At 41.4% G+C, this 23,947-nt stretch carries 18 protein-coding genes; 11 read left to right on the top strand and 7 right to left on the bottom strand.

Going from position 1 to position 23,947, the window contains the following annotated elements; genetic code table 11:
* Positions 1-212: 212 nt before the first annotated feature.
* Entirely contained in the window at positions 213-1,547 is a 1,335-nt protein-coding gene (locus B4A24_RS13150) for a GH1 family beta-glucosidase (protein WP_293945544.1), read from the top strand.
* A gap of 3 nt (positions 1,548-1,550) precedes the next feature.
* Here B4A24_RS13150 and B4A24_RS13145 read toward each other — a convergent pair whose 3' ends face one another.
* The gene (locus B4A24_RS13145; RefSeq protein ID WP_293945542.1) at positions 1,551-2,375 is read right to left on the bottom strand and encodes a hypothetical protein; all 825 of its coding nucleotides are present in this window, start codon (positions 2,373-2,375) and stop codon (positions 1,551-1,553) included.
* Positions 2,376-2,502: 127 nt separating this feature from the next.
* Between B4A24_RS13145 and B4A24_RS13140 the strand changes: the two genes are divergently transcribed.
* A complete protein-coding gene (locus B4A24_RS13140) occupies positions 2,503-3,018 on the top strand; it encodes a hypothetical protein (protein ID WP_293945540.1) in 516 nt (171 codons plus the stop codon).
* Positions 3,019-3,116: 98 nt separating this feature from the next.
* Here the strand turns inward: B4A24_RS13140 and B4A24_RS13135 are convergent, their stop codons facing one another.
* Entirely contained in the window at positions 3,117-4,217 is a 1,101-nt protein-coding gene (locus tag B4A24_RS13135) for a hypothetical protein (RefSeq protein WP_293945539.1), read from the bottom strand.
* A gap of 366 nt (positions 4,218-4,583) precedes the next feature.
* Between B4A24_RS13135 and B4A24_RS23895 the strand changes: the two genes are divergently transcribed.
* The gene (locus B4A24_RS23895) at positions 4,584-4,958 is read left to right on the top strand and encodes a DUF2809 domain-containing protein (RefSeq protein WP_409456479.1); all 375 of its coding nucleotides are present in this window, start codon (positions 4,584-4,586) and stop codon (positions 4,956-4,958) included.
* Here B4A24_RS23895 and B4A24_RS13130 read toward each other — a convergent pair.
* Positions 4,955-7,846 carry a triple tyrosine motif-containing protein gene (locus B4A24_RS13130; RefSeq protein WP_293945538.1) on the bottom strand — a complete coding sequence of 964 codons (2,892 nt, stop codon included), beginning with the start codon at positions 7,844-7,846 and terminating at the stop codon, positions 4,955-4,957. The genes B4A24_RS23895 and B4A24_RS13130 overlap by 4 nt on opposite strands.
* Before the next feature lie 178 nt (positions 7,847-8,024).
* On the opposite strand from B4A24_RS13130, the gene B4A24_RS13125 reads away from it, so the two are divergent.
* The 4 genes from B4A24_RS13125 (at position 8,025) to B4A24_RS13110 (ending at position 16,016) form a co-directional block, all read left to right on the top strand.
* Positions 8,025-11,078 (top strand): SusC/RagA family TonB-linked outer membrane protein, encoded by a 3,054-nt coding sequence (locus tag B4A24_RS13125; protein WP_293945537.1) that lies wholly within the window; start codon positions 8,025-8,027, stop codon positions 11,076-11,078.
* A 27-nt stretch (positions 11,079-11,105) separates the two neighbouring features.
* Positions 11,106-12,656, top strand: a complete 1,551-nt coding sequence (locus B4A24_RS13120) for a RagB/SusD family nutrient uptake outer membrane protein (protein WP_293945535.1) — start codon at positions 11,106-11,108, stop codon at positions 12,654-12,656.
* A complete protein-coding gene (locus tag B4A24_RS13115) occupies positions 12,657-14,708 on the top strand; it encodes a family 16 glycosylhydrolase (RefSeq protein ID WP_293945534.1) in 2,052 nt (683 codons plus the stop codon).
* Positions 14,709-14,990: 282 nt separating this feature from the next.
* Entirely contained in the window at positions 14,991-16,016 is a 1,026-nt protein-coding gene (locus B4A24_RS13110) for a threonine aldolase family protein (protein WP_293945533.1), read from the top strand.
* Between the two features lie 99 nt (positions 16,017-16,115).
* Here B4A24_RS13110 and B4A24_RS13105 read toward each other — a convergent pair whose 3' ends face one another.
* Positions 16,116-16,832, bottom strand: a complete 717-nt coding sequence (locus B4A24_RS13105; protein ID WP_293945531.1) for an MIP family channel protein — start codon at positions 16,830-16,832, stop codon at positions 16,116-16,118.
* A gap of 147 nt (positions 16,833-16,979) precedes the next feature.
* Complete coding sequence (locus B4A24_RS13100; RefSeq protein ID WP_293945529.1) at positions 16,980-18,053, bottom strand: NAD(P)H-dependent flavin oxidoreductase; 1,074 nt, start codon at positions 18,051-18,053, stop codon at positions 16,980-16,982.
* Positions 18,054-18,219: 166 nt separating this feature from the next.
* On the opposite strand from B4A24_RS13100, the gene B4A24_RS13095 reads away from it, so the two are divergent.
* The 3 genes from B4A24_RS13095 (at position 18,220) to B4A24_RS13085 (ending at position 20,813) form a co-directional block, all read left to right on the top strand.
* On the top strand, positions 18,220-19,212 hold the full coding sequence (locus tag B4A24_RS13095) for a 2-hydroxyacid dehydrogenase (RefSeq protein ID WP_293945527.1): 993 nt from the start codon (positions 18,220-18,222) through the stop codon (positions 19,210-19,212).
* A 33-nt stretch (positions 19,213-19,245) separates the two neighbouring features.
* On the top strand, positions 19,246-20,175 hold the full coding sequence (locus tag B4A24_RS13090) for a DMT family transporter (RefSeq protein WP_293945526.1): 930 nt from the start codon (positions 19,246-19,248) through the stop codon (positions 20,173-20,175).
* 203 nt (positions 20,176-20,378) lie between these two features.
* The gene (locus B4A24_RS13085) at positions 20,379-20,813 is read left to right on the top strand and encodes a hypothetical protein (RefSeq protein ID WP_293945525.1); all 435 of its coding nucleotides are present in this window, start codon (positions 20,379-20,381) and stop codon (positions 20,811-20,813) included.
* Here B4A24_RS13085 and B4A24_RS13080 read toward each other — a convergent pair.
* Positions 20,810-21,142 (bottom strand): winged helix-turn-helix transcriptional regulator, encoded by a 333-nt coding sequence (locus B4A24_RS13080; protein ID WP_293945524.1) that lies wholly within the window; start codon positions 21,140-21,142, stop codon positions 20,810-20,812. The genes B4A24_RS13085 and B4A24_RS13080 overlap by 4 nt on opposite strands.
* A gap of 120 nt (positions 21,143-21,262) precedes the next feature.
* On the opposite strand from B4A24_RS13080, the gene B4A24_RS13075 reads away from it, so the two are divergent.
* Positions 21,263-22,711, top strand: coding sequence for an MFS transporter (locus B4A24_RS13075; RefSeq protein WP_293945522.1), 1,449 nt, complete (start codon positions 21,263-21,265; stop codon positions 22,709-22,711).
* Between the two features lie 36 nt (positions 22,712-22,747).
* On the opposite strand, the gene B4A24_RS13070 is transcribed toward B4A24_RS13075, so the two are convergent.
* On the bottom strand, positions 22,748-23,881 hold the full coding sequence (locus B4A24_RS13070; RefSeq protein WP_293945520.1) for a 2-isopropylmalate synthase: 1,134 nt from the start codon (positions 23,879-23,881) through the stop codon (positions 22,748-22,750).
* Positions 23,882-23,947: the final 66 nt, after the last annotated feature.

The following is a 23,947-nucleotide window of genomic DNA, read 5'->3' as shown; positions in this document are numbered from 1 at the left end:
AGTTAATATCAGTTTCGTTCCTTTATAATAGGATAATTAATGGAGTCAACACTTTAATGTATCAGTTATGAAAACGATCAACTATTTTTTCCAAAGGATTATATTTCGAATCTTTTTAGGTCGGTTCAGTTCATTCTATTCACCACTAAGATTCCATAAAAATTAATTCATATTCAGGTCAGTCGATATTACTGGCATCTATATTTCAATAAATGCAGTTAACCAAAGATGCCTTTGGCAAAGATTTTATATGGGGCGTGTCTACCGCTGCCTATCAAATCGAAGGGGCACATGATCATCAGGGCAAAGGTCCCTCCATCTGGGATATCTTTGTAAAAAAGAAAAACCGTATATTTCAGAATCAGCATGGCGATCAGGCCTGTGATTTCTACAATCGCTACATACAGGACCTTGCTTTAATGCAGGAAATGCATATTCCAAACTATCGATTTTCCCTATCCTGGAGCCGCATCTTGCCGGATGGCATCGGACGGTCCAATCCATCAGGCATGGACTTCTATGATCGGCTGATCGATCTTTCATTGGAATTGGGTATCAAGCCTTGGGTTACTTTATATCACTGGGATCTCCCGCATGCCCTTGAAAAAAAAGGAGGTTGGGTAAACCGTGATGTCAAGGAATGGTTCGGTGAATTTGTTGGCACCTGTGTTACACGTTATGGAGATCGCGTCAAAAACTGGATGGTACTCAATGAGCCCACCGTATTTACGGCTGCTGGTTACTTCTTTGGTGTACACGCTCCGGAAAGAAAAGGCTTGGGCAATTTTCTTGCTGCTGCCCATCATGCCGCATTAGCGCAGGCTCATGGTGCCAGGATCATAAAATCATTACAACCGGACAGCCAGGTGGGAACTACCTTTTCCTGCTCCCACGTCGAGCCATTTACTTCTAGAGAAAAAGACATTATTGCTGCCAAAAAAGCCGATGTCTTACTCAATAGACTGTTCATCGAGCCACTGCTGGGCATGGGCTATCCCACAAAGGAAATCAAAATACTCAATCGAATTGAAAAATACATGAAAGAGGGCGATGAGAAAGAATTACAATTTGACATGGACTTTATAGGTATTCAAAATTATACCCGTGAGATGATCCGTTATGCGATGTTTGTCCCCTATCTGCAGGCTAAGATCGTGACGGCCAAAGAGCGTAAAGTTGAAATGACCGAAATGAACTGGGAAGTATATCCTAGCTCCATTTATCATATGCTGAAGAAATTCAGCAACTACCCCAATATACCGCCCCTCATTGTCACCGAAAATGGTGCCGCATTCCAAGATAGAGTTGAGCACGGAAAGGTACATGATCCCAAAAGAATGAATTATCTACAAAAAGCCATACAACATGTCTATCAGGCAAAGAAAGAAGGTGTAAATGTACGCGGCTACTTTGTCTGGACCTTTTTAGACAATTTTGAATGGGCCGAAGGATATCGCCCACGATTCGGATTGGTCTATGTCGATTTTCAAAACCAACAACGTATCATAAAATCATCAGGGCATTGGTATGCTAATTTCTTAAAATAAACATTACTTATTTTTTTGGCTAACATTCCATATATTAATAAGTTTCAATAGCAAAGGTATCAATAAGATGGCCAGCAGAATACTAATTGCGCTGACGATTATATTTCGTCCATTATCGCCCAAGAAATAAATAGAAAGGCCACCTAACGAACATGGAATTCCAAAAACCAAAATCTTACCCCATACTAGCGTCCGTTCTTCACGGTAAATATGCGAGGAAGCAATAGCCGCTATTAATTCGATGTCATTAGTCTTGAAATAGGCTAAAATTTGCGCTATTTCGGATGCCGTTAATTCCCGTGGCCGCAAAATTTCTTCTTTTACACCGATCAACAACCCGTTCTTGTCCTGTTGAATGATCTCAATATCTGCTGTTTTAAAAGACTTTTTATACCTCATGGGGTTGAGTGCATAGTCTTTGTAATCATTACTTCCGGGACAGAGACAGGAAAAGTTGTCCGCATTCAGTGAAAAAATAATATCGCGACGATCATCCCGGATAGTGTTTACAGAACTTATCACACCCAAGATACAGGTTAATGCAAGAAACTGTAAGACGAACATCCAGAAGGACAGCTGTAATAACCATGATAAAAGCAATGCTAAAAAAATCAAGCCAATGAAAAACCATTTTAAGTAGCGCAATATCAATACCTTACGATTCAGAAAATAGGTTAGCACCATACAAATCAACGGAGCTATACTCGATTTCCAATCCAAAAAAATTGAAAAGATTCCCAACAGGGAAATAAGGCCGAACATAATCGCCGTGGCATAATTCCCCTTTTTACCTAAATTTTTCCGTTCAATTTGGATACTATTTTTCAAATTTCGGTGCCTTAACAAAAAAGCGTGCTTTCTTGTCGCTATATATATTATTAATTGGATAAATATAAATATCTTTATCCAATTAATAAATATTGAATAGTAAAGATAGCTTGTCTAAATTCGACTTATGAAGACTTTCCTGTTTAAATCCCACAACATTAAGAAAGGCTTAATCTTCGGATTTGCCTATCTGATCATTGTTTTTATTATTTTCAGTATCATCTATGGTGGATTTAATGGTATTGCCGATGCGGTCAATAACTTCGGGTCCGCCAAAGGACTTGGCTTCTTGGTTGCCGCCATTGTGATAGGACCATTTGTTGTGCTCCTGCAGCTAATCAACCCAAAAATAGAAGTACTTATTGACCACCAACAGCTGGTTATCAAACAGCAGAAAAAAAAAGATCTGAATATCCTTTTAAAGAATATTTATGAAATGAAAATAAATCATTCTTTGGTAAACCAGCTTCAGATTTATGGCCAGCAGGCACAGCTACTTGCAACGATCCACCCGCAACACGATACGCAGGTCATTTACAAGATCGCCGCTGAAATCGCACAACATGAAATCTTCTTACAGCAAAAGGGACAGAAGAAGATTTTTGGCAATTCGGTTGAAACCATATCCTACACAAGGGAATAGCTCCAACTGGCATAGAGTCGATTTCATTTGACACCTATAAGCGCCAGATATTTTAAACAAAAATGCAAGTAGGTCAAAGTATTTTTTTATCGGTTGACTTACTTTAGTTCGAGCAGCTCCTTACCAAACTTTTTCTCAATAAACGGATTCAACTGTGGGATGCCAAATTTAGGGTTGTCCAGCCAAAATTTATTGGCATACCTGCTTTTTAATTCCAGCCAAACACCTGAAGTCAGCTCTTTCTTTACCGCCTTGAATTCCTCTTTGGTGACGAATTTCCGTTCTTGTGTGTAAAATTCACTCAAAAAGTCAAAAGGAACAAAGTCAGATTTACGCCCTCTTTTAATAGCCCCTACGTTCATCATCACCTTACTGACCAATTTACTTGGCTCGGGCTCATCAAGATTGGTCTCTGTATAATTTTCCATCGTCACGCCCGTGTATTGCTGCCCTTTGAGTTTAAAAAAACTAACTTCTTTTTGGCTATTGGGTGGAATGATATCAAAATAAACTTGGACATCGCCACGTGTTGTCCTTTGTATATATCCTGTATTCAGATTACCCGTTCTGATTAATTTCCGTTCTTTGTCCTGAACCAGCACAAATTTTGGCGGAAGATCATTAGCAACAGACTGTGCTTTCATCCGCATCACATGTGGATTCCAGCTCCAAAAATTGCCCATTACTTCTTTAAAATTCTTGGTCGCGATGGAGTCTTCCAAAATTCGATAATCTAAAACCCGATGATAGACCTTTCCTTTTTTTTCTTTCAATGGAATATAATACTCAATAATACCATCGTAAAAATAACGTGTCCGTTTGTTGAAAAAAGTCGTATTTCTAAAATAGCCTTTCAAAACCAGATAATCATATCTGCTTTTGTCTTCGATAGCGATCTCCTCTATTTTTATGCTTCGTGGGACCAATTTAACTAACTTCTCGTTGTGAAACGAAGCAATTGATGTCTGGTAATTATTATAGGATATATGCTGCAATATGAGCATTGAGCTTACATTTTGCTTGAGCGAATCCAAGACAAATTCCCCCGCTGTATTTGCGACGCCCAATAATGTACCATCTTCTGCGTAAATATTCACTAAGGGTACGGGTTCACCACTCAGACTATCAATGATGCGAATTTGAGCAAATAGTACGTTGCAACTAAAAAAAAAGCTTAACAGAAATAATATTTTTGGCATATGTCAAATGATTACCCTAAAATATAAAATAGTCATTACAATAAAATGCCAAAAATCGTTAAAATGTAATCTTGTACAGATCCTTTCGATCAAATCCACACGGTCCGATCTCACCGCATTTTTGAAATACGTTTTTTTATTCCGTACAATAAATTTCTTTTTATATTTAGCCGTTAATCTAGTATAAGATGCACAAAAGTATTTCAATAAGGGAATTCGGAGAAAACGTATTTTTAGACTATTTGCTCAATTATTGATGGCGCGATAGCTAGCTAGAGGACATGATCGCAATAAACAAAGTGTTAACGAAGTTTATTCACAAAGATGAAGTTACAAACAACAGGCTAAAAGCATAAAATTGTGCCGATGAAACTCAAAAGAGCTCACTACCTGATTTTAATGTGCATAACAATAGTCTTAGGATTGTTATCGCGAAAAGTAGCGTTTATCCCCCTTTTTGTTGGCGATAGTCTGTACGCCTTTATGGTCTACTGGTTATGCAGGTTTATTTTTTTTCACCGATCGTTCAACTTTTGTTTTGTAAGTACCCTTGTATTTTGTTTCACAATCGAGTTTTTACAACTGGTTCAACATCCATTATTGATCAGTGTCCGCAGCCATCAACCCCTGCGGTTATTATTTGGCCAGGGTTTTCTCTGGTCTGATCTGATCGCATATATTGCCGGTGCTTTTGTTGCTTTTCTATTGGATCGGTCTATTCATTCATACCCGAAAAATTAAATTGTATTCAAATACTCATTTAACGATAGCTCCGTTTCAACCTGCAATTTCTTCCGTAATCTATACCGATGGATTTCCACACCCCTAACGGTAATATTCTGTAATTGCGCAATCTGTTTAGAGGTAAAATGAAGTTTCAAATACGCACATACTTTTAAGTCATTACGGGATAATCCTGGGTGTCTTTCCTTTAACTTGTTTAAAAAACCATCATTGATCTCGTCAAAATGACTGGCAAACTGATTCCAATTGGCACTGTTCTTTTCAATGTCTTTCAATAATGTGTTGATCCGTTTTAGATTTGAAGTTTCATCTTCCCCGGTGTCGAGCTTGGCCAGCTCATCTCTTACTTTAATTAATGCCCCTGAATTTTCAAGCAGCTGCATACTTGTACTTGCCAATTCTTTTGTCTTGGCCATGACTTCATGAGCCAGTTTTTCATTGTTCAGCTTCACAATTTCTTTCTCATTTTTCTCAATTTCCAACTGATGGATATAACGCAATTGGGCCAATTGCTGCTCATGTTTCAGCTGCTGTTTGCGCCGCTCTATTTTCCGCAAACGAACCAATCCCAACACCCCCAGCATTGCCAATAGGAAATAGGCGATTTTTGCCCATAGCGTCTTATACCAGGGTGGCAAGACAATAAAACTGTATTCCTCCACACTGGATTCTTGGTTGAGATTGTTCCGTACTTTCACCAAGAACGTATATTCGCCATTCTGCAAATTGGTGTATGACTTTTCTGACTGCTGGGTCCAGGAAGACCAATTCTCGTCATATCCCGACAGTTTATAACTGAACTCAAGATGTTGATGTATACCATAACTTGGTGAGGAGAAGCTAAATCGGAAAGAATTGAAAACAGCGGGCAACTGTAGGACACTATCCTTTGCAGACGCTTGTTCCCGTTTTGAAACATTTGAAAAAAAACCGCCAAAAATAAGGCTATCGCCCTTCCCTGTTGCCACGATTCGCGATAGTATAGCGACAGGTTTTACACTTTGTTTCAGGTATTTATCATAATTGATATGAAGCGCTCCTTTTTCTGCTCCTACATAAATATTATTTCGATCAAAACTATAGATATGCTCAAAGCCAGAGGTATTCATGCCTTCTATTTCTGGAAAACTAATCAGATGATAAGTTTCCTGTTTTGGATCAAATTGCCCCAAACCGACCGTTTTCTTTGTGCAAAACCAGACATTGCCATCTTGGTCATCCCTTAGATAGCGTATAGTCAGGTCTTTAAAGACAGTAAGTTGCTTACTTGGCACAAATCGCTTCTTAGTATAGTCATAATTGTAAAGCCCTTTTTCAGTCGCAAAGACAACTTGATTTTTTATTTTAAACACATAATTCTGATAGTCTGCTGGAAGACCATTCTTTTGTGTGTAGAGTTGAGCCTGATATGACTTTTTATCCGGGGAAAGTGTTAGGCGATAGATCCCCCTGTAGGGATGAGAAGCCCATATTGTTCCATGTTCATCCTGTTCAAGAAACCGAAAAGAATCCGACGGCCCATTAAGCGAGCCTCTGGAAGAGAAAATGCCATTATGAAAATGCAGTAGTTCCAATCCCTGATAGGTTCCGACCAAGGTCTCTTCAATCGGATACACCATATTTAGCGGAAGAAATTTCCACGTTCCTATCCCCCGGCTTAATGGTCTGATTGAATGCCCTAGGATCTGAAATAACCCTTTATTGTGTCCAAGCATCAATTGGCCATTGAGCTGTTCAAGCCGCCATGCTTCTCCGCCATCGCTCCCCTGAAGAAGGGAAAATACGGATGGTGAACGGCTCTGATCTATTAGACCGTTTTTTATACCCGCATAATATACACCATTGGAGGATGAGAGATAGAGTGTATGATTAAAGATCAAGGCTGAATATCCGGTCACATCATTCTCCATATTGGGTCTGAGATACCGAATGGCACTTCCATAGCTTATAACAGAAATCACATTATCCGTACCGATCCATATATTCTTTTGTCGATCCACGAAAACGGCAGTGACATTCTTATTTTGCAGACCTTCGCGAACACCGATCCGCTGTATTGTATTTCCAGCTAAGTTGCGTATGTGACAACCTTCTTTTGCATTGCCGACAACAAAGGTTGAATCATCGATTGTCGCTAAGGACGGCGTGTAACTACCATCGCCATCTTGTGCATTCAATCGTGTCAATTTCATGTTTGATAAGGAATATGTTTCGTTATTTAAGGTTGACAACAACATACGATCTTTGCCAAAAGGCATCAATGAAGCGATTTTAACATCCTTAAAAGGCAAGTCTTTTAGATAGGGATTCCATTTATTATCACGAAACTCTAGCAAGCCATTTTTCTTATCCTGAGCATAGAGCCTTCCCCCTGATTGCCCCATATAATACCATTCCACAGCCGCTGGGTGTACTTGTATCTTTTGCCCCTTTAATTCAAATATCACATTGGTACCCCGAAAAAAGACCGATTGTCCTACGCCAACGGTATTCCAGATGTCTGCAAAGTTCCTATATTTTTCGGGAACCAAATCCTGCAATGACCGATAGACTAAGCCCGATTGCGGTGAGCGCTCAAAATACCCAAAGTCACCTTGCCCACCAACATAAATTCGATCGTCGGCATCAATCCAAACCGAACGGATATTGGTGTGATTGGGCAGGGCAAATGTTTTCCAATATCGTCCGTCAAAGGTCAGCAACCCTTCGCTATTACCAAAGTACATGATGCCATGACTGTCCTGTTTGATATCCCAAGTGCGACTTCCACCCTGGTATACGGATTTACTATAATTGTAGACCAAAGGCAAGCCAAGCAAATCCTGTGCAAGCGCATTCGAAAAAGCAGAAAATAGCATAAAAAACAGGATGGCAAAACACTTCATAATAATTCCCTTCAATTGGCTGACGTAAACTTGACGTACCTCAAATATATTGAATTCTAGCCGAAAAACCCAATATGAAGTAGTGTTGTAGTACCTTTAAAATTCGTCAATCACATCTGTAAGGCTAATTTTGATTCTTGATAATTATAAACAATTCCTAAATTTCAATTCATTACACATGAAAAATAATATCAGTATTATTGCCAGTACTGTGCTGTTCTCTTGCCTAACGAATATGGTCAGTGCACAGAGCAGAACAATCAGTGGGCGGATTATAAATGAGCAGGGCAATCCTCTCATCGCCAGCATTATTGTACAGGGAAACTCTAAAATAGGCACAAGTAGCAATGAAAACGGGGACTTTACACTCACCATTCCCTCCAACTTAAATTATGTGATCATCTCATCACTGGGATATGAAACGAAAACAGTACCCTTAAACGGAACTACCTTAACTATTCAACTCAAACAAAAAGGAGATTTCAATCTCGATGAAGTCGTTGTCGTGGGTTATGGTACCCAACGCAAGGGCGACCTAACTGCCCCTATTGGCACAGTAAATGTGGAAGAAATGGTCAAACGTACCGTTTCCAATCCAATGGATGCGCTACAAGGTACTGTTGCAGGTGTGCAAATCGTAAGTTCGGGAGCACCGGGCGCATCACCCTCCGTTCGTGTTCGTGGGGTGGGTTCCTTTAATAATGAAAGTCCGCTGTATGTTGTGGACGGAATGTTCATGGATAATATTGATTTCCTGAATCCAAATGATATCGCTGACATCTCCGTTTTAAAGGACGCTTCTGGTGCCGCAATTTATGGGGTACGTGCCGCAAATGGTGTCATTCTGGTAACCACAAAAAAAGGAAGCCTAAATATGAAATCAAAAATTACATATAATGGTTTTGCTGGTTTCCAAACACCTACGAATGTCCTTAAAATGGCCAATGCACAGCAGTATGCAGCCTATGCGACAGCCATTGGTAATGAAGCATTTGTAAAAAGTTCGGTAGAAAAGTATGGTGGAACCAAAAGCAATCCGGCCATGGACACCGACTGGTTCAACGAGCTCTTACGCTCCAAAGCCCTGATCACCAACCATAACCTCGACATCATGGGTGGATCAGATAAAATCTCCTATTCCATGGGACTTAATTATGTCAAACAGGATGGAATTATGGATGCCAGCAATATGAACCAGAAATACAATATCCGCATGCAGGCGGATGCCAAAGTAACAGACTGGTTAAAGGCGGGTTTTAGTGCGCATTTCAATAACTTCAAAACCTACTCACCGAATAATGCTGCTTTTAGACAAGCTTATTTCGCCACTCCGCTCTATCCGGTCTATGATCCTTCCCTGGAACTTGCCAAGCCAGAGAAATTTGGCTCCAGTACAGCGATCGGCATGCAATCCGGCTTTTGGTACAACAATCCCATTGCAACGGCCTTTTACAATACAAACCAAACAAAGGGCTTCCAAATCCTGCCTACCATCTATCTGGAAGCAACATTGTGGAAGGATAAGATCACTTTTCGTTCGCAGCTCAGCCAACGGTATCAGTCCACACACAATATAAATTATAATCCGGTCTATTATATTGACAATGATCAGCGCAATGACCGCTCCTTTTTACGGTCAGCACAGGCTCGTAATACCAATTATATTTTGGATAACCTCCTAACGTATAAAGATCAGGCAGGTAAGCATCACTGGTCCCTGCTATTAGGCCAGTCTTCACGTGAGGAACGCTGGCGCGAAACCTGGGTCCAAGCCAATGATGTACCTGCATCCGAGGAGTTTTGGTATGTCGGCGTAGATGCCCAAGGTACTGGTTCAGCCACTGGTTATGGCGAAAAAGGATCTCGGAATGCAGGAATATCGTACTTTACCAGAGGTACTTATGACTATGACAACAAGTATTTACTGACTGCAACATTCCGCGCGGACGGAAGTTCAAAATACCAAACGAAATGGGGTTATTTTCCATCAGTTGGTCTGGGCTGGGTATTGACACGCGAAAAGTTTATGGAAAACCAAAAGCTCTTCAATCAGTTAAAGCTCCGTGGAAGTTGGGGTAAATTGGGGAACGATGGTATCCAGCCCAATGCAGGTTATGCAACGATCTATTCCGGCAACAACTACTCGGGTATATTTGGCAGCGAAGGAGCAACAAATGGCATCCGAGTTCCTGGATACCGCGTCGGCCGCTTTTTTACCCAAGTCCGCTGGGAAGTTGTTGAAGAATGGGATGGCGGTCTGGATTTTGCTATGTTGAACAACCGTTTGACAGGGTCGGTAGATTATTACCACCGCACGACAAATGATCTTGCCTTTAGCCGGCCCATCCCCTTTTCCTGGGATCGTGTCTATGGCAACTGGGGCAGTGTGACAAACAGTGGCTGGGAGATTGGTTTGCAATGGAAAGACAAGGTCGGTGACTTCGGGTATGCAATAGGTGGAAACCTGACCACACTAAAAAATCGGGTAAAGAATCTTGGCGGACTGGAAAATATCATGAATGGTTATCCGGAATGGTCAGCGGAATTCCCGGCACGTATAGAGCTTAATCAGCCTATCAACTTCTATTATGGCTATGAAGTCGCAGGGGTCTACCAAAACCAGGCTCAGATTGATACGGATCCTATCGCAAAAAAATACAACCAACAAAATCCAAATACACCGATTTTACCCGGATATCTTCAGTACAAGGATCAGAACAACAATGGTGAACTTGATGAAAAAGACCGCGTCAACCTGGGCAATTACCTTCCGACCATTACCTATGGATTTAACTTAGCATTTGATTATAAAAAATTTGATTTAAGTGTTGCTTTTCAGGGTGTAGCCGGCAACAAAATCCATAATCTTAATCGCGCGATGCGCCGAAAATATAATCAGATGAACGCAGATGCCGCATTCATCGAAAACCTATGGACCGGAGAAGGAAGTAGTAATACACATCCCTCCGCAAAAGGTTCCGTTGCATCCTGGAATCTTCAAGCCAGTTCCTTTTTTGTTGAAAGTGGAGCCTATCTACGGATACAGAACATACAATTGGGCTATAACTTTGATCTGAACAAAATACCGGTACGTGTATTTGCAACAGCCGACCGGCCTTTTATTTTCACCAAATACAATGGATTTACGCCAGAAATATCCGGAATGGGATTCGATGCCAATGTGTATCCGATCGCCTCTACGTATAGTCTAGGTGTCAAAGTATCGTTCTAACTATTAACCCTTTAAAATTTAAACTGCATGAAAACTTTTAAATATATCCTGATTGCAAGCTGTTTAGGCATTTCTTTCGGCCTATCGAGCTGTAGTAAATTTCTGGACAAGCCCTTAGAAAACCAGCAACGTTCTGAGGAGATTGATTACAGCAATACGGCTTTAATGTATAGTCCTGTTTCCGGTGTATATCGTTCGGCTTCAGATGATAATCTGGTGCACTGGATTGACCTTTCCATTCGTTGTATGCGCGATGACGATTACCAACAGGCTGCACCGAATCCGAATGACAACCCCGAATTAATGGGTATCAAAAATTTCCAAAATGACGTCACAATTCAATCGTATTGGGGATTAAATCAATCTTGGATCAGTTATTACAGCCTTGTTATTGCAGCAAACAATGCATTGATCGAACTGGATAACTTCGCCGCAAAAATCCCCGCATCTAATTCAGCTGACATCAAACTCAATAAACAATACAAGGCCGAAGTCAGATTTCTAAGGGCATACGCCCATCTCATGGCATCACGTCTGTTTGGAAATGTACCTATTTTAATTGACAGCGATAATATCGGTCGCCTGGCCACAATCAATAAAAGTACAGCCGCAGAGGTTCGCCAATTTATCCTTGATGAAATGAATGCCTGTTCGGAGGATCTTGAAGATGCGCGTCCCAATCAGTCCAAGCACGTTGGTGCGGTAACACGATATTCCGCGCTTCTTTTAAAAGCGAAAGCCGCAGCAGATTTGGCGGGAAATGATAACGGAAGTACCTATTGGAACGAGGTCCTCGATGCCACAAACAAAATTATCGCGAGTGGCAAATTTTCCTTATACCCCAACTACTATGAGCTTTTTAAAATTCCTGGAAAACTGTCAAACGAATCTATCTTTGAACTGCAATACTCCGATTTTGGATTAGGAACCGGGGATATTGTTCGTCCCGGTGTTGATTGGGGAACGTTTTTCAAATGGCAAGGTCCTTCAGGTGATCAAAAAGGGAGTCCTATTTCTGGTGCCGGCTGGGTGCCACCTTCACAGAATATCGTTGATTTCTTAACCAATAGAGGCGAAACTGAACGTCTAAAAACGACAATTTTATATTGTGGCATCAACGGCAACCCGGCAACTACGGCGACAACACCAAGCGGCGATGTTGTCTATGGGAATCCATTCGGTGTCAAATATTTCAACGGCAAAGCATATCTTCCAAAATCACAGATGACGGCAGGTCGAATGGAATATGGGGCGAACAATAATGTGCGTATATTACGTTATGCAGATGTACTTTTATTAAATGCAGAGGCCAAAGTCAGAAAGGGACAAAATGGTGATGAGCCTTTTCGTCTGATCCGTGAACGTGCCAAACTAACAGCAATTACCAATGTCACATTAAATCAGATTTTGGATGAACGCCGAGCCGAATTTGCCTGTGAATGGTGGGGCGAGCGTTTCAATGACCTGGTCCGTACAGGAAGGGCAAAAGAAGTATTCGGTACAAAATTCACTCCTGGTGTAAGTGAGTTCCTCCCTATACCACAAACTCAAATAGATGCAAATCCTAACTTTCGATAAATGATGACAGCAGGAAGACTACTCACTTTTCTATTACTCAACCTTCTCTTCCTTCCCATCGGATGGGGACAGCAAGGGAAACCCGTTAAAACAACAATTACTAAGGTCGGCCATGGCTTTACGATCATGCGCAACGGGCGGCCTTACTTCATCAAAGGGGCGGGCGGAACAAGCAATATGGAACAATTAAAAGCGTATGGAGGTAACTCCATACGCACATGGAGCCCTTACCAAGCAGATGAAATCCTGAATAAAGCACAACAACTGGGACTTACGGTAACTCTGGGTCTCGACGTGAAAACAGAACGGCATGGTTTCGATTACAATGATCCAGTCGCTGTTGCAAAACAAAAAGAATACCTGCGCACAGTGATTCTGAAATACAAAGATCATCCGGCCCTATTGGCTTGGGGAATCGGCAATGAACTCAACTTGCATTACAGTAATCCCAAGGTCTGGGATGCTGTCAATGGCATTGCCAAAATGATCCATGAATTAGACCCCAATCACCTGGTCACCACAATGCTGGCCGGTGTAAATCAAAAGGAAATTGATTATATCAAAACCAAATGTCCAGCATTGGACCTCATTGCCGTGCAAGTGTACGGCGGACTTGCCTCCGTACCTGAACAATTGAGAAAAACAGGCTGGAACAAACCCTATATCGTGACAGAATGGGGCCCTACGGGTCATTGGGAAGGCCTACAAACACCTTGGGGTGCATCGATTGAAGAAACCAGCCACGAGAAAGCAGCCGTTTACAAAAGCCGATACGAAGCCTCCATCGGTCAGGACAAAAACTGTCTGGGCTCTTATGTCTTTCTGTGGGGACAGAAGCAGGAACGTACACCGACCTGGTATGGACTGTTCACCGAAGCTGGCGAAGAAAATGAGGTTGTCGATGTGATGCATTACCTCTGGTCGGGCAAATGGCCAGACAATCGGGCGCCACAGCTGGACTCCTTTTTATTGGATAACAGGCAGGCAAAAGATTTTATCTATCTTGAATCGGGTAAAACCTATCCCATGGAAGTCTTTGTACAGGATCCCGATGGGGATAAATTAAGGATATGCTGGGAACTTCTCCATGAGAGCACCGACCTTAAAGAAGGTGGTGACCGTGAAGAACGGCCACAGGCGCTAGATGGATTTATCAAAAATAGTACGGACGACAAGGGTACATTAACTGCTCCTTCCAAAGAAGGTGCCTATCGGCTATTTGTATATGCAAGCGATGGAAATAACAATGTTGCGACGGCAAATATCCCCTTTTATGTCAGATCAACTCTAAATAAGACCAGCGGCAGAGCCTATCACTTTTCGCCGGTACCGGTATGGTCCGATGAATTTAATTACTCGGGCTTACCGGATAAAAGCAAATGGTCCTACGATATCGGTTCTCTCTATGACGGCTGGGGAAACAATGAATTACAATATTATATGGAAGCTTCACGATCAAATTCCCTGGTGCAGGATGGTGTCCTGAAAATTACAGCGAAAAAAGAAAATAAAGGCGGTAAATCCTATACCTCCGCACGGCTGACCAGCAAAAACAAGGGGGATTTCACTTACGGTAGATTTGAGGCCCGGGCAAAACTGCCACTAGGTCGCGGTTCCTGGCCAGCGATCTGGATGCTTCCTACCGATCGAAAATATGGAGACTGGCCTAATTCTGGGGAAATAGATATCCTTGAACACGTCGGATACGATCAGGATATCGTTCATATTTCTACCCATACCAAATCGTATAATCATGGTATAAATACACAAAAAACCAGCAAAAAAAAGGTTTCTGGCATTTCTTATGAGTTTCACACCTATCGTATAGACTGGACGCCAAGCTACATCAAAGGTTTTGTTGATGAGTGGGAGATTTTCAATGTTGAAAATGAAAACAAGGGTTTTAACGAATGGCCCTTTGACCAAAAATTCCATTGGTTAATCAATTTGGCTGTTGGTGGCAACTGGGGAGGCAAAGAAGGTGTCGACGATACGATATTCCCGGCAACATTTGAAATTGACTACGTTCGTGTCTATGATTTATTAAAGTAAAATTTCATTTCGTCGTTTTCGTATAAAACCAAACTGCTTGTCAAATCACCTTGACGGGCAGTTTGGTGTGACTAGCGCTCTACCTGAATCGCTGATAGGTAAGGTAATTAATCTGTCCATTATTTTTTTGTTTAAAAACAGCAAAAAGTAAGAACCTATTTATACTTTTGAATGCACAAATGGCCATAGCCTTTTCTGTTCTCTGGTTTCTAATACAAGGATCAGGAAAGACTTCCGTAGCCGTTGGTAAATTAGAAGAATACCTGAGTTAAAACACTTATTATGTACAACTTTAAAAACGACTATTCAGAGGGAGCACACCCCCGTATTTTGGATAAACTTATTGAAACTAATCTGGTACAACAACTTGGATATGGCGAAGACGAATATGCACAGGAGGCAAAAGCAATTTTAAGAGAAAGATTGAATAATCCAGCTGCAGCCATCCATTTTGTGTCAGGAGGTACCCAAACGAATTTACTGGTTATATCATTCCTACTGCGTGTGCATGAGGCTGTGATAAGTGCAAAAACAGGACATATTGCGGCAAATGAAACGGGTGCCATCGAAGCCACAGGGCATAAAGTGATTACGACTGAAACAGTAGATGGAAAATTAAGGTCCGAGGATATCGCTGAAGTTTTAGCTGCATATGCACTCGCTCCGCATGTGGTCAAGCCACGCATCGTCTATATTTCTAATTCAACAGAAATTGGCACATTTTATACCAATGATGAAATCAAAGCGCTGTATCAATTTTGCCAATCCCATGAGCTGTTACTTTATATGGATGGCGCTCGATTAGGGCATGCACTTACGGCGGAAAATAACGACCTGACACTTACGGCAATCAGTCAGTATACCGATGTATTCTATATTGGCGGCACTAAAAATGGTGCGCTTTTAGGTGAAGCCATTATCTTTAATAAACCCAAATTGGCTACGGATTTTGATTATGCGATCAAGCAAAAAGGTGCCATGTTGGCCAAAGGGCGAATTCTTTCCATTCAGTTTTTAGAACTCTTTAAAGATGATCTGTATTTCGATCTGGCACGAAAAGCAAACGTAATAGCCATGCGTATCGCAGCAGCAGTCCGGGGCAAAGGCTATACCTTCCTAACCGAATCCACTACAAATCAACTGTTCCCAATTCTACCCAAAAAAGTTATTGAACGCTTGAGCATCAATTATCAATTCTATATTTGGAAAAATATCGATGCAGATTACGCTGCCATTCGACTCATCACCTCCTGGGCGACCGATGAGGAAAATGTCACGGCCTTTATCAAGGATTTACAGGAGGCATAAAAACACAGGACTAAAATTCGTATTGGGATACGACTTAGTACACACAAAACAGCGCGTAAGGATAGCTTCCTTACGCGCTGTAATTTGTTATTATAACGATTAATCTTTAGGTTCCAAAGCTCTCCACACGCCTGCAGCAACCGCCGCACCGACAAGAGGTGCAACTATAAATAACCACAATTGAGATAACGCGTTACCTCCTGCAAGAATCGCAGGACCGAATGAACGAGCAGGGTTAACCGAAGTACCTGTGACCGGTATGGCTACCAGATGTATTAATAGCAATGTAAATCCAATTGCTAAACCCGCCATTGTTCCGTTTCCAACTTTTGATGTTGTGGCCAAAATGACAAAAAGAAAGAGGAAAGTTAAAACAGCCTCAATAAGAAAAGCCGAAGCTGTACCATATTCATTTTGATAACCTTTTCCCCATCCATTGGATCCGTAAGCCCATTCTCCAGCTGTAAAACCCGCTAATTGACCACTTAGAATTTGCTGTAATACAAATGCACCCAAAAGTGCACCGATAAATTGTGCAATGATATACACAATTGCGTCCTTAGCAGACATTCTTCCAGCCAACAATACCCCCACTGTCACAGCTGGATTAATATGACAGCCCGAAATCCCTCCAATGGCATAGGCAAAAACTACAACGGATAGACCAAATGCCACAGCAATGCCCAAGAGGCCTAGCCCCGAAAGTCCCCCCATGGTATTGGCTCCGGCAATAGCTGCTGCACCACAACCAAATAGTACCAAACCAAATGTTCCAATTAGTTCGGCAACAAACTTTGAAGATGTTTTAATTTCCATATGAATATGTTTATAACTCAGTTAACTCTAATTTAATCATTTTCTATATAAAAGAAGAAAAAAGAATAAATTATTGTAGAACAATATCTACATCCACAGGCAAGCCTACCTTTATTGTATTTTTAGTTATATTGATTAATGGCTTATTTAATATTCGACTGTTGCCAATTCAACTTCCCGAATAAGCCCCTTGAGGATATCACTGGTCGAGCTGTCCTGATACCGATGGATGGATTGTCCGATCCATATACCAACGAAATCAGTGTTTCCCTTCGCCTTTGCTGCCTTTCTCAACGCATCGGTTAATTTATTTTGATAAGGGTATGGTAAAATAAAATCAGTTCCATCCACAGTTTTAATGAAAGTGTTCGTAATTGCCCTAGTAAACCTTCCCGAAAAACTCCGGGTCAATACGATATCTGATTCTTTCACCTGACTTAAATGTTGTTTCTCAAAATCTAGGAGTGCACTTTCCTTAGATTTAAGCAATAGACTACCAACTTGAAAACCTGTAGCACCCAATTGTTTCGCAGCAAGCAAAGTCCGGGCATTATATATCCCACCTGCATAAATCAATGGTTTATCAATATGATCATGGACATGCGACAATAAGGAAAGTCCACCAATCTGAGGGATGACAGTAGCATGGAAACTTCCACGGTGTCCTCCAGCTTCCAGCCCCTGTACACAAATAATATCAATACCTGATGCCTCCAACAGCAGCGCTTCCGCAAGGGATGTGCAGGTACCAATTAAGACAGTTTCATTTTCTTTTAACAAAGCTATGCTCTGGTTGTCTAAATTACCAAAAGTAAAACTGACGATTTTGCACTTGCTGGCAATAATGGCTGCGATTTGATCCTTATAATCCGTCAAATGAATCTCATCGAACCTCGGTAATACGACCTCCAACCCGTGCTGATGAGCCAATGTCGCTATAAATGAACTAACCTTACTATACTGAGATCTTAGATTTTCTGATACCTCAGGTATGCTATTCACAAAGATATTGACTGCAAAAGGCTGTGTTGTTAATCTTCTGGTAGCCTCAATAGCATCCATACATTTTTCGTATGATAAATCTCCCAATGCCAATGTACCCAGCGCGCCGGTTTCAGATGCTCCAGCAACCATCTGCGGTGTAGTAACCCCAAACATGGGTGCCTGTACAATCGGATATTTTATGTCTAATAGCTGTGTAATTTGAGTTGACCAAGTCATGATGAAATGATTTTATGTTCAAAAGTTAAATCGAATAATTTTATTGTACTTTCAAACTAATTTACCGCTTTTATCATGGATTCTGCAAGAATTACCCCCTTTATTCACCTAAATTTAAACCAGGTAAAAAATTAATACTGTATATTTACATAGGATATACAATTTTATGAAAATAGCTTTCTTTTCAACCAAACCTTACGATAAAGTCTTTTTCGAACGGGAAAATGAAACTTACGGTTTCCAATTCAATTTTTATGAAACCCATCTTGGCCCCCATATTGTCAATGCAATTGAAGACGAAGATGTTGTTTGCGTTTTTGTCAATGACAAATTGAACCGGCAGGTGATCGAAATCCTTGCTCACAAAGGTATAAAGTTGATTGCTTTACGATGTGCAGGTTTCAATAATGTCGATTTGGAGGCAGCAAAAGAATTTGGTATCCAGGTCTGCCGTGTCCCCGCTTATTCTCCTGAAGCCGTTGCCGAACATACAATGGCCATGCTACTAACGCTCAACCGAAAAACCCACAAAGCCTATAATCGTGTCCGTGAGCAAAATTTTGCCTTAAACGGTTTATTAGGTTTCAATATCCATCAAAAGAAAATTGGAGTTATTGGAACAGGTAAAATTGGAAAAGCATTTATCCGGATTGCATTGGGATTCGGTGCAAAGGTCATCGCTTATGATTTGTATCCCGATCAGGATCTGATTATAGCGGGTGTTCAATACACAAGTCTTGATCAGTTATTTAAGGACTCCGATATCATCTCATTACATTGTCCACTTACGCCAGACAATCATTACCTCATCAATAAGGAATCACTGGCGAAAATGAAGGACGGGGTAACTATTATCAATACAAGCCGAGGCAATCTTATTCACACGAGCGATGCCATTAGTGCATTGAAAACGCGTAAGATAGGATTATTAGGTATTGATGTTTATGAGCAGGAAGAGAAACTGTTTTTCAAAGATCTCTCCACTGCTATTATCGAAGATGATACCATTCAGTTATTGATGAGTTTTCCAAATGTCTTGGTAACAGCACATCAGGCATTTTTCACAACGGAAGCACTTACCCAAATTTCTCAACGCACATTAAAAAGTATTGCTGACATCTTGGCCACCGGAACGACAGACAATGAGGTTATATTATAGCACTGATATCCCAAAAGATCATTAACTTTTAAGATGAACAATACAGATAACAATAAAGTTTTGAAAGGCTTTTTATTGGCTGTTAGTGCAGCTATACTTTGGGGTGTCTCCGGAACTTTTGGTCAATTTCTTTTTCAACAGCGGGCCGTCAACGTTGAATGGCTGATTACCGTTAGAATGTTGGCAACGGGCTCCCTTCTTTTAATTTTTGTAGGGGCAGGCAACCACAGTGAGCTATGGGCTATCTGGCGCAAGCGCAAAGATGCTATTGATCTGCTCTTATTTAGTATTGTTGGTGTACTCGCCGTTCAATATTCATATTTTGCGGCGATCAACTATTCCAATGCTGCTACTGCAACGGTCATCCAATATACCGGCCCAGTAATGATCGCCATTTATATCGCATTAAAAGAGCGAAAATTTCCAAACGGCAAAACATGCCTGGCAATTATACTGGCCGTGTTAGGTACATTTCTATTGGTCACCCATGGTAAAATGGATACGCTTTCGATATCTGGAATCGCCCTATTCTTTGGATTGGTATCTGCGGTAACACTTGCCTTCTATACCTTACAACCTGTTCATCTCCTAAATAGGTATAAGTCAACCATTGTTATCGGCTGGGGCATGCTTATCGGCGGAGCTGCATTTTGTTTTGTCAGAGCTCCCTGGGACGTAGCCGGTGTCTGGGATATGCAGACCTATGCCTATACATCATTTATCGTTATTTTTGGAACGCTAATCCCCTTTTATGCCTATCTCACAGCAGTGAAATTAATCGGTGGACAAAAGACCAGTCTCCTTGCTTCCGCTGAACCCCTATCTGCGGCATTGCTGGCGGTATTATGGCTTAACACCCCATTTGCCTTTACAGACTGGATGGGTACCGCATGTATAATACTCACAATTGTTTTACTCGGAACCGTAAAGGATACAAAAAAACAATCCAGGCAGGTTATATAAACAATGAATTCCGAAAGCCTATAAATGGATATATAATCCTGATCAGCGTGAAAACAGTCTGGTACAAAAAAGGTGTTAATGTGCCAATTATGCTGTCACCGTACCCGAATATCAAGGGGAGTCCATCGATAATCGATTAATGAATTAGAACTCTGCACTTTTTGGTACCTTTACATATACACAGATCAGATTAAAATCAAGTTATGAAAGTCAACTTATCACGGAGTACTCTTATTTTCTACAGCATCTTAGCTCCCTTCATTATGTATGGATCCTTCTATAATCTTATGGGGGTTATAGCCGGTACAAGTACAATTATTTCATTTGGTGCCTTTGCACTTTTTGGTTTTGTCCTGTTGCCGCTGCTACTTTTCTCTACCTATCGGCAAAATCGTTGTACCATACACAACGATTACATAAGCATTGGAAAAAAAGACTATGCTTTTAGCAGCTACAAGGTAGCTATTATTGATAAACAATTACCATTTGCGCAAAGGCCAATTTTTTCCACATTCAGAAAAAATTATTCAGACTTAACGATTCTGGAAAAATCAACGGGACAAGTTGTTTTCACCCAAGACCTTGATCTTTCAGCTCGGGTCATCGAAAAAATGAAGGAAGCCTTACCGCCGAGTTAACTCTTTTTATAGTGCAGCCACCAGTCATCCAGCTGCTCAATAATCGGTAATAGGGTCTTGCCTACTTCGCTCAGCTTATACTCGACTCGCGGTGGCGATTCTGCATAAATCTGTCGGCACAGGATACCATCACGCTCCAGTTCGCGCAATTGGACGGTTAATGTGGTCTGTGCCATATCATCCATCTCCCTTCGCAATTCCCCGAACCGTTTAGGGCATTCTTTTGCAATGGCTTTGATAAGTAAAACCTTCCATTTTCCGCCAATGATCTTAAAAATACCATTGACATCACAGCAACTTCCAAAAAATTCACTTTTTTTTTCATCCATAATCACCTCATACTGACCATTAGTTCATAAAACCATACTAAGTACATCATTTATAACTACTTGACTATAAAAAATATCCAAACTACTTTTGACTATAAAATTATCAAAAACTTTGGCTATATGCGCTTCCGAATTAAAGATTTGCTTCACATTTGTATTCTATCCATTGGCATCTTTTTGTTTGTCATCGATTTATTCATTATCAATGTTTCCCTACCGACCATACAAAAGGCCCTGGATCTGAGCAATAGTGCAATCCAGTGGATCATTATCTTATATATTATTGGCTACGCCAGCCTACTGATCAATGCGGGCAGTGCCGGAGACTATTTTGGTAAAAAGAAATTATACGTCATAGGTATGGCCGGTTTTACTTTTGCGTCGGTTTTGTGTGGGCTGTCAACCAATATCTACCTTCTGTTACTCGGCAGATTACTGCAGGGGATTAGTTCAGGCATGATGGTACCACAGGGTATCGCCCTAATCACTGTGCTCTTTGAAGACGCCTCTAAGCGCGCTATGGCCCTGGGAGTATATGGTAGCATCGCAGGTATTGCCTCCGTGATCGGACAACTGCTCGGGGGGTTACTTCCTGATCAGTCCTGGATCCATGAAAGCTGGCGCCTTATTTTCTTAATTAATATTCCAATAGGTATCCTCGCCTGTATCGCCGCTTATTGCTATGTCCCCCGGGACCGGCCAAACCCTACAGCCACGATTTCGTTTATACCGATGCTGAGTTTATTTATACTCTTGATGGGCCTAATATCTCCCTTGGTCATGGGCCCTGAGTTGCATTGGCCGATCTGGTCTATGCTATTGCTGGCAACTGCGCTTATCTTTACACTGTTATTCCTAAAAAAGCAGAAGAAACTATACAAAACGGGACAACAGTCGCTTTTTAACTTCGTTCTCTTCCACAACAGGGCTTTCAATTTGGGACTGATTGCGGCATTAGCCTATTACATGGTCCAGGATGCTTATTTCATTATTAACTCCAATTATCTACAGCATGACAAAAGCTATACAGCAACAATGACAGGCATCGCTTTCGTCTATCAGGGTATAGGTTATGTTGTTGCCAGCCTGATGGTCAGCAGGTTTATTCAACGCCATGGCAAAGCCGTTGTACTCACCGGATTAGGAATAATGGTCATGGGCCTATTTCTTCATTTACTTGTCCTCAATAAAGTAAATGTCGCAAGCGATCAGCTTCATCTGCTCTTTTTCTTTTATGGGCTTGGCTGTGGTAGCGTACTACCATCCCTGATGACGTTAGCCTTAAAAGATGTCAGCAAGGAATTGATAGGCGTGGGATCCGCGATCTATCTTACCGTACAGCAACTGTCCATCTGTCTCGGTATTGCTTTTGTTGTTGGCCTGTTCCTACATGAAAATCGGAATCCATTTTTCCGGCTGAACAACATTACTGCAGCGTACGGCTCTGCTACTACAGCATCCATCTTATTATTGCTATTGGTGGCCTGTTGTATTGTCTGCTTACCGGCAATTGGAAAAAAGAAAGGTAACTGTGTTACCGCTCAGCAAAAACATGACTGTGAAGTATAATAATGCCAATAACATATTAGAGTAAAAACGAGAAGACTACAGTAGTCTTCTCAAATCCCCGTCTTGGACATAAGGCTGTTGATCCGCCATCAGCAAAAATTTGGTATATATATTTTCAAAATCTTCAGGGAGATAGGTTAATTCCAATGCATTAAGGCGATCCTTTAACGCAGCGCGCCCGCTTCTGGCGGATAGTATCAGCGCAGGAAGCGTCCCTCCGATAATCTGAGGGTCAATAATTTCGTAATTTCGCCGGTCTTTCAACACGCCATCCTGATGGATACCCGAAGAATGAGCAAAGGCGTTTTTGCCAACAATGGCTTTGTTGGCCTGGATGGGATTGGACATGGCTTTGGCCACCATAGCACTGAGTTCAACAATATATTTTGGATCAACTCCACTTTTTAACCCCAGCCTTTCTTTAATAAGGAGTGTCAATATGATTTCTTCCATAGCGGCATTTCCCGCACGTTCCCCCACGCCGTTAATCGTCCCCTCCACTTGTTCTGCACCAGCCATTAATCCCGCAATACTATTAGCTGTGGCCATACCCAAGTCATTGTGACAATGGACAGATAAGATGGCTTTTTCTTTATATTTCCTGTTCTTGTTGACATAGGATATCTTTTCGAAATACTCAAAAGGGGTACAAAATCCATTCGTATCCGGTAGGTTGACAACTTTTGCGCCTGCCTCAACGACTGTATCTGTCATCTGTACCAAAAAATCGTCTTTCGCTCTCCCCGCATCCTCTGCAAAAAATTGCACCTCATCACATAGGCCAGACGCATAAGCGACCATATCAAATGCCTGCTGTAAAATAGCCTCCCGACTGCTATTGAATTTATGTTTGATATGGATATCGGATGAACCGATACCAAGCTGGATACGTGCGATCTTAGCTCCCCGCAGGGCTTCAGACGCGGCATCAATATCTTTCTTCTGCGCCCGGGCCAAAGCACAGACTGTTGCATTTTTCACGATTCGACATATTTCTGTCACCGCCTTAAAATCACCCGGTGAACTGATCGGAAATCCAGCTTCGATCACATCTACCCCCATCGCATCCAGCTTCTCGGCTATTTCCAGTTTACTTCTTAACGACAGTTGGCAACCCGGCCCCTGTTCACCATCACGTAATGTGGTGTCAAAAATCTTTACTTGCTTCATCAATATACAATTTATGTTGTCTGTAAGGGTGCTTTCGTGAACCACTCATTCCTCTCGGCAGCTGCA

The organism is Sphingobacterium sp. UBA7249 (assembly GCF_002472835.1).
Classification (GTDB): Bacteria; Bacteroidota; Bacteroidia; order Sphingobacteriales; family Sphingobacteriaceae; genus Sphingobacterium; species Sphingobacterium prati.
This window is presented reverse-complemented; position numbering and strand designations above follow the sequence as displayed.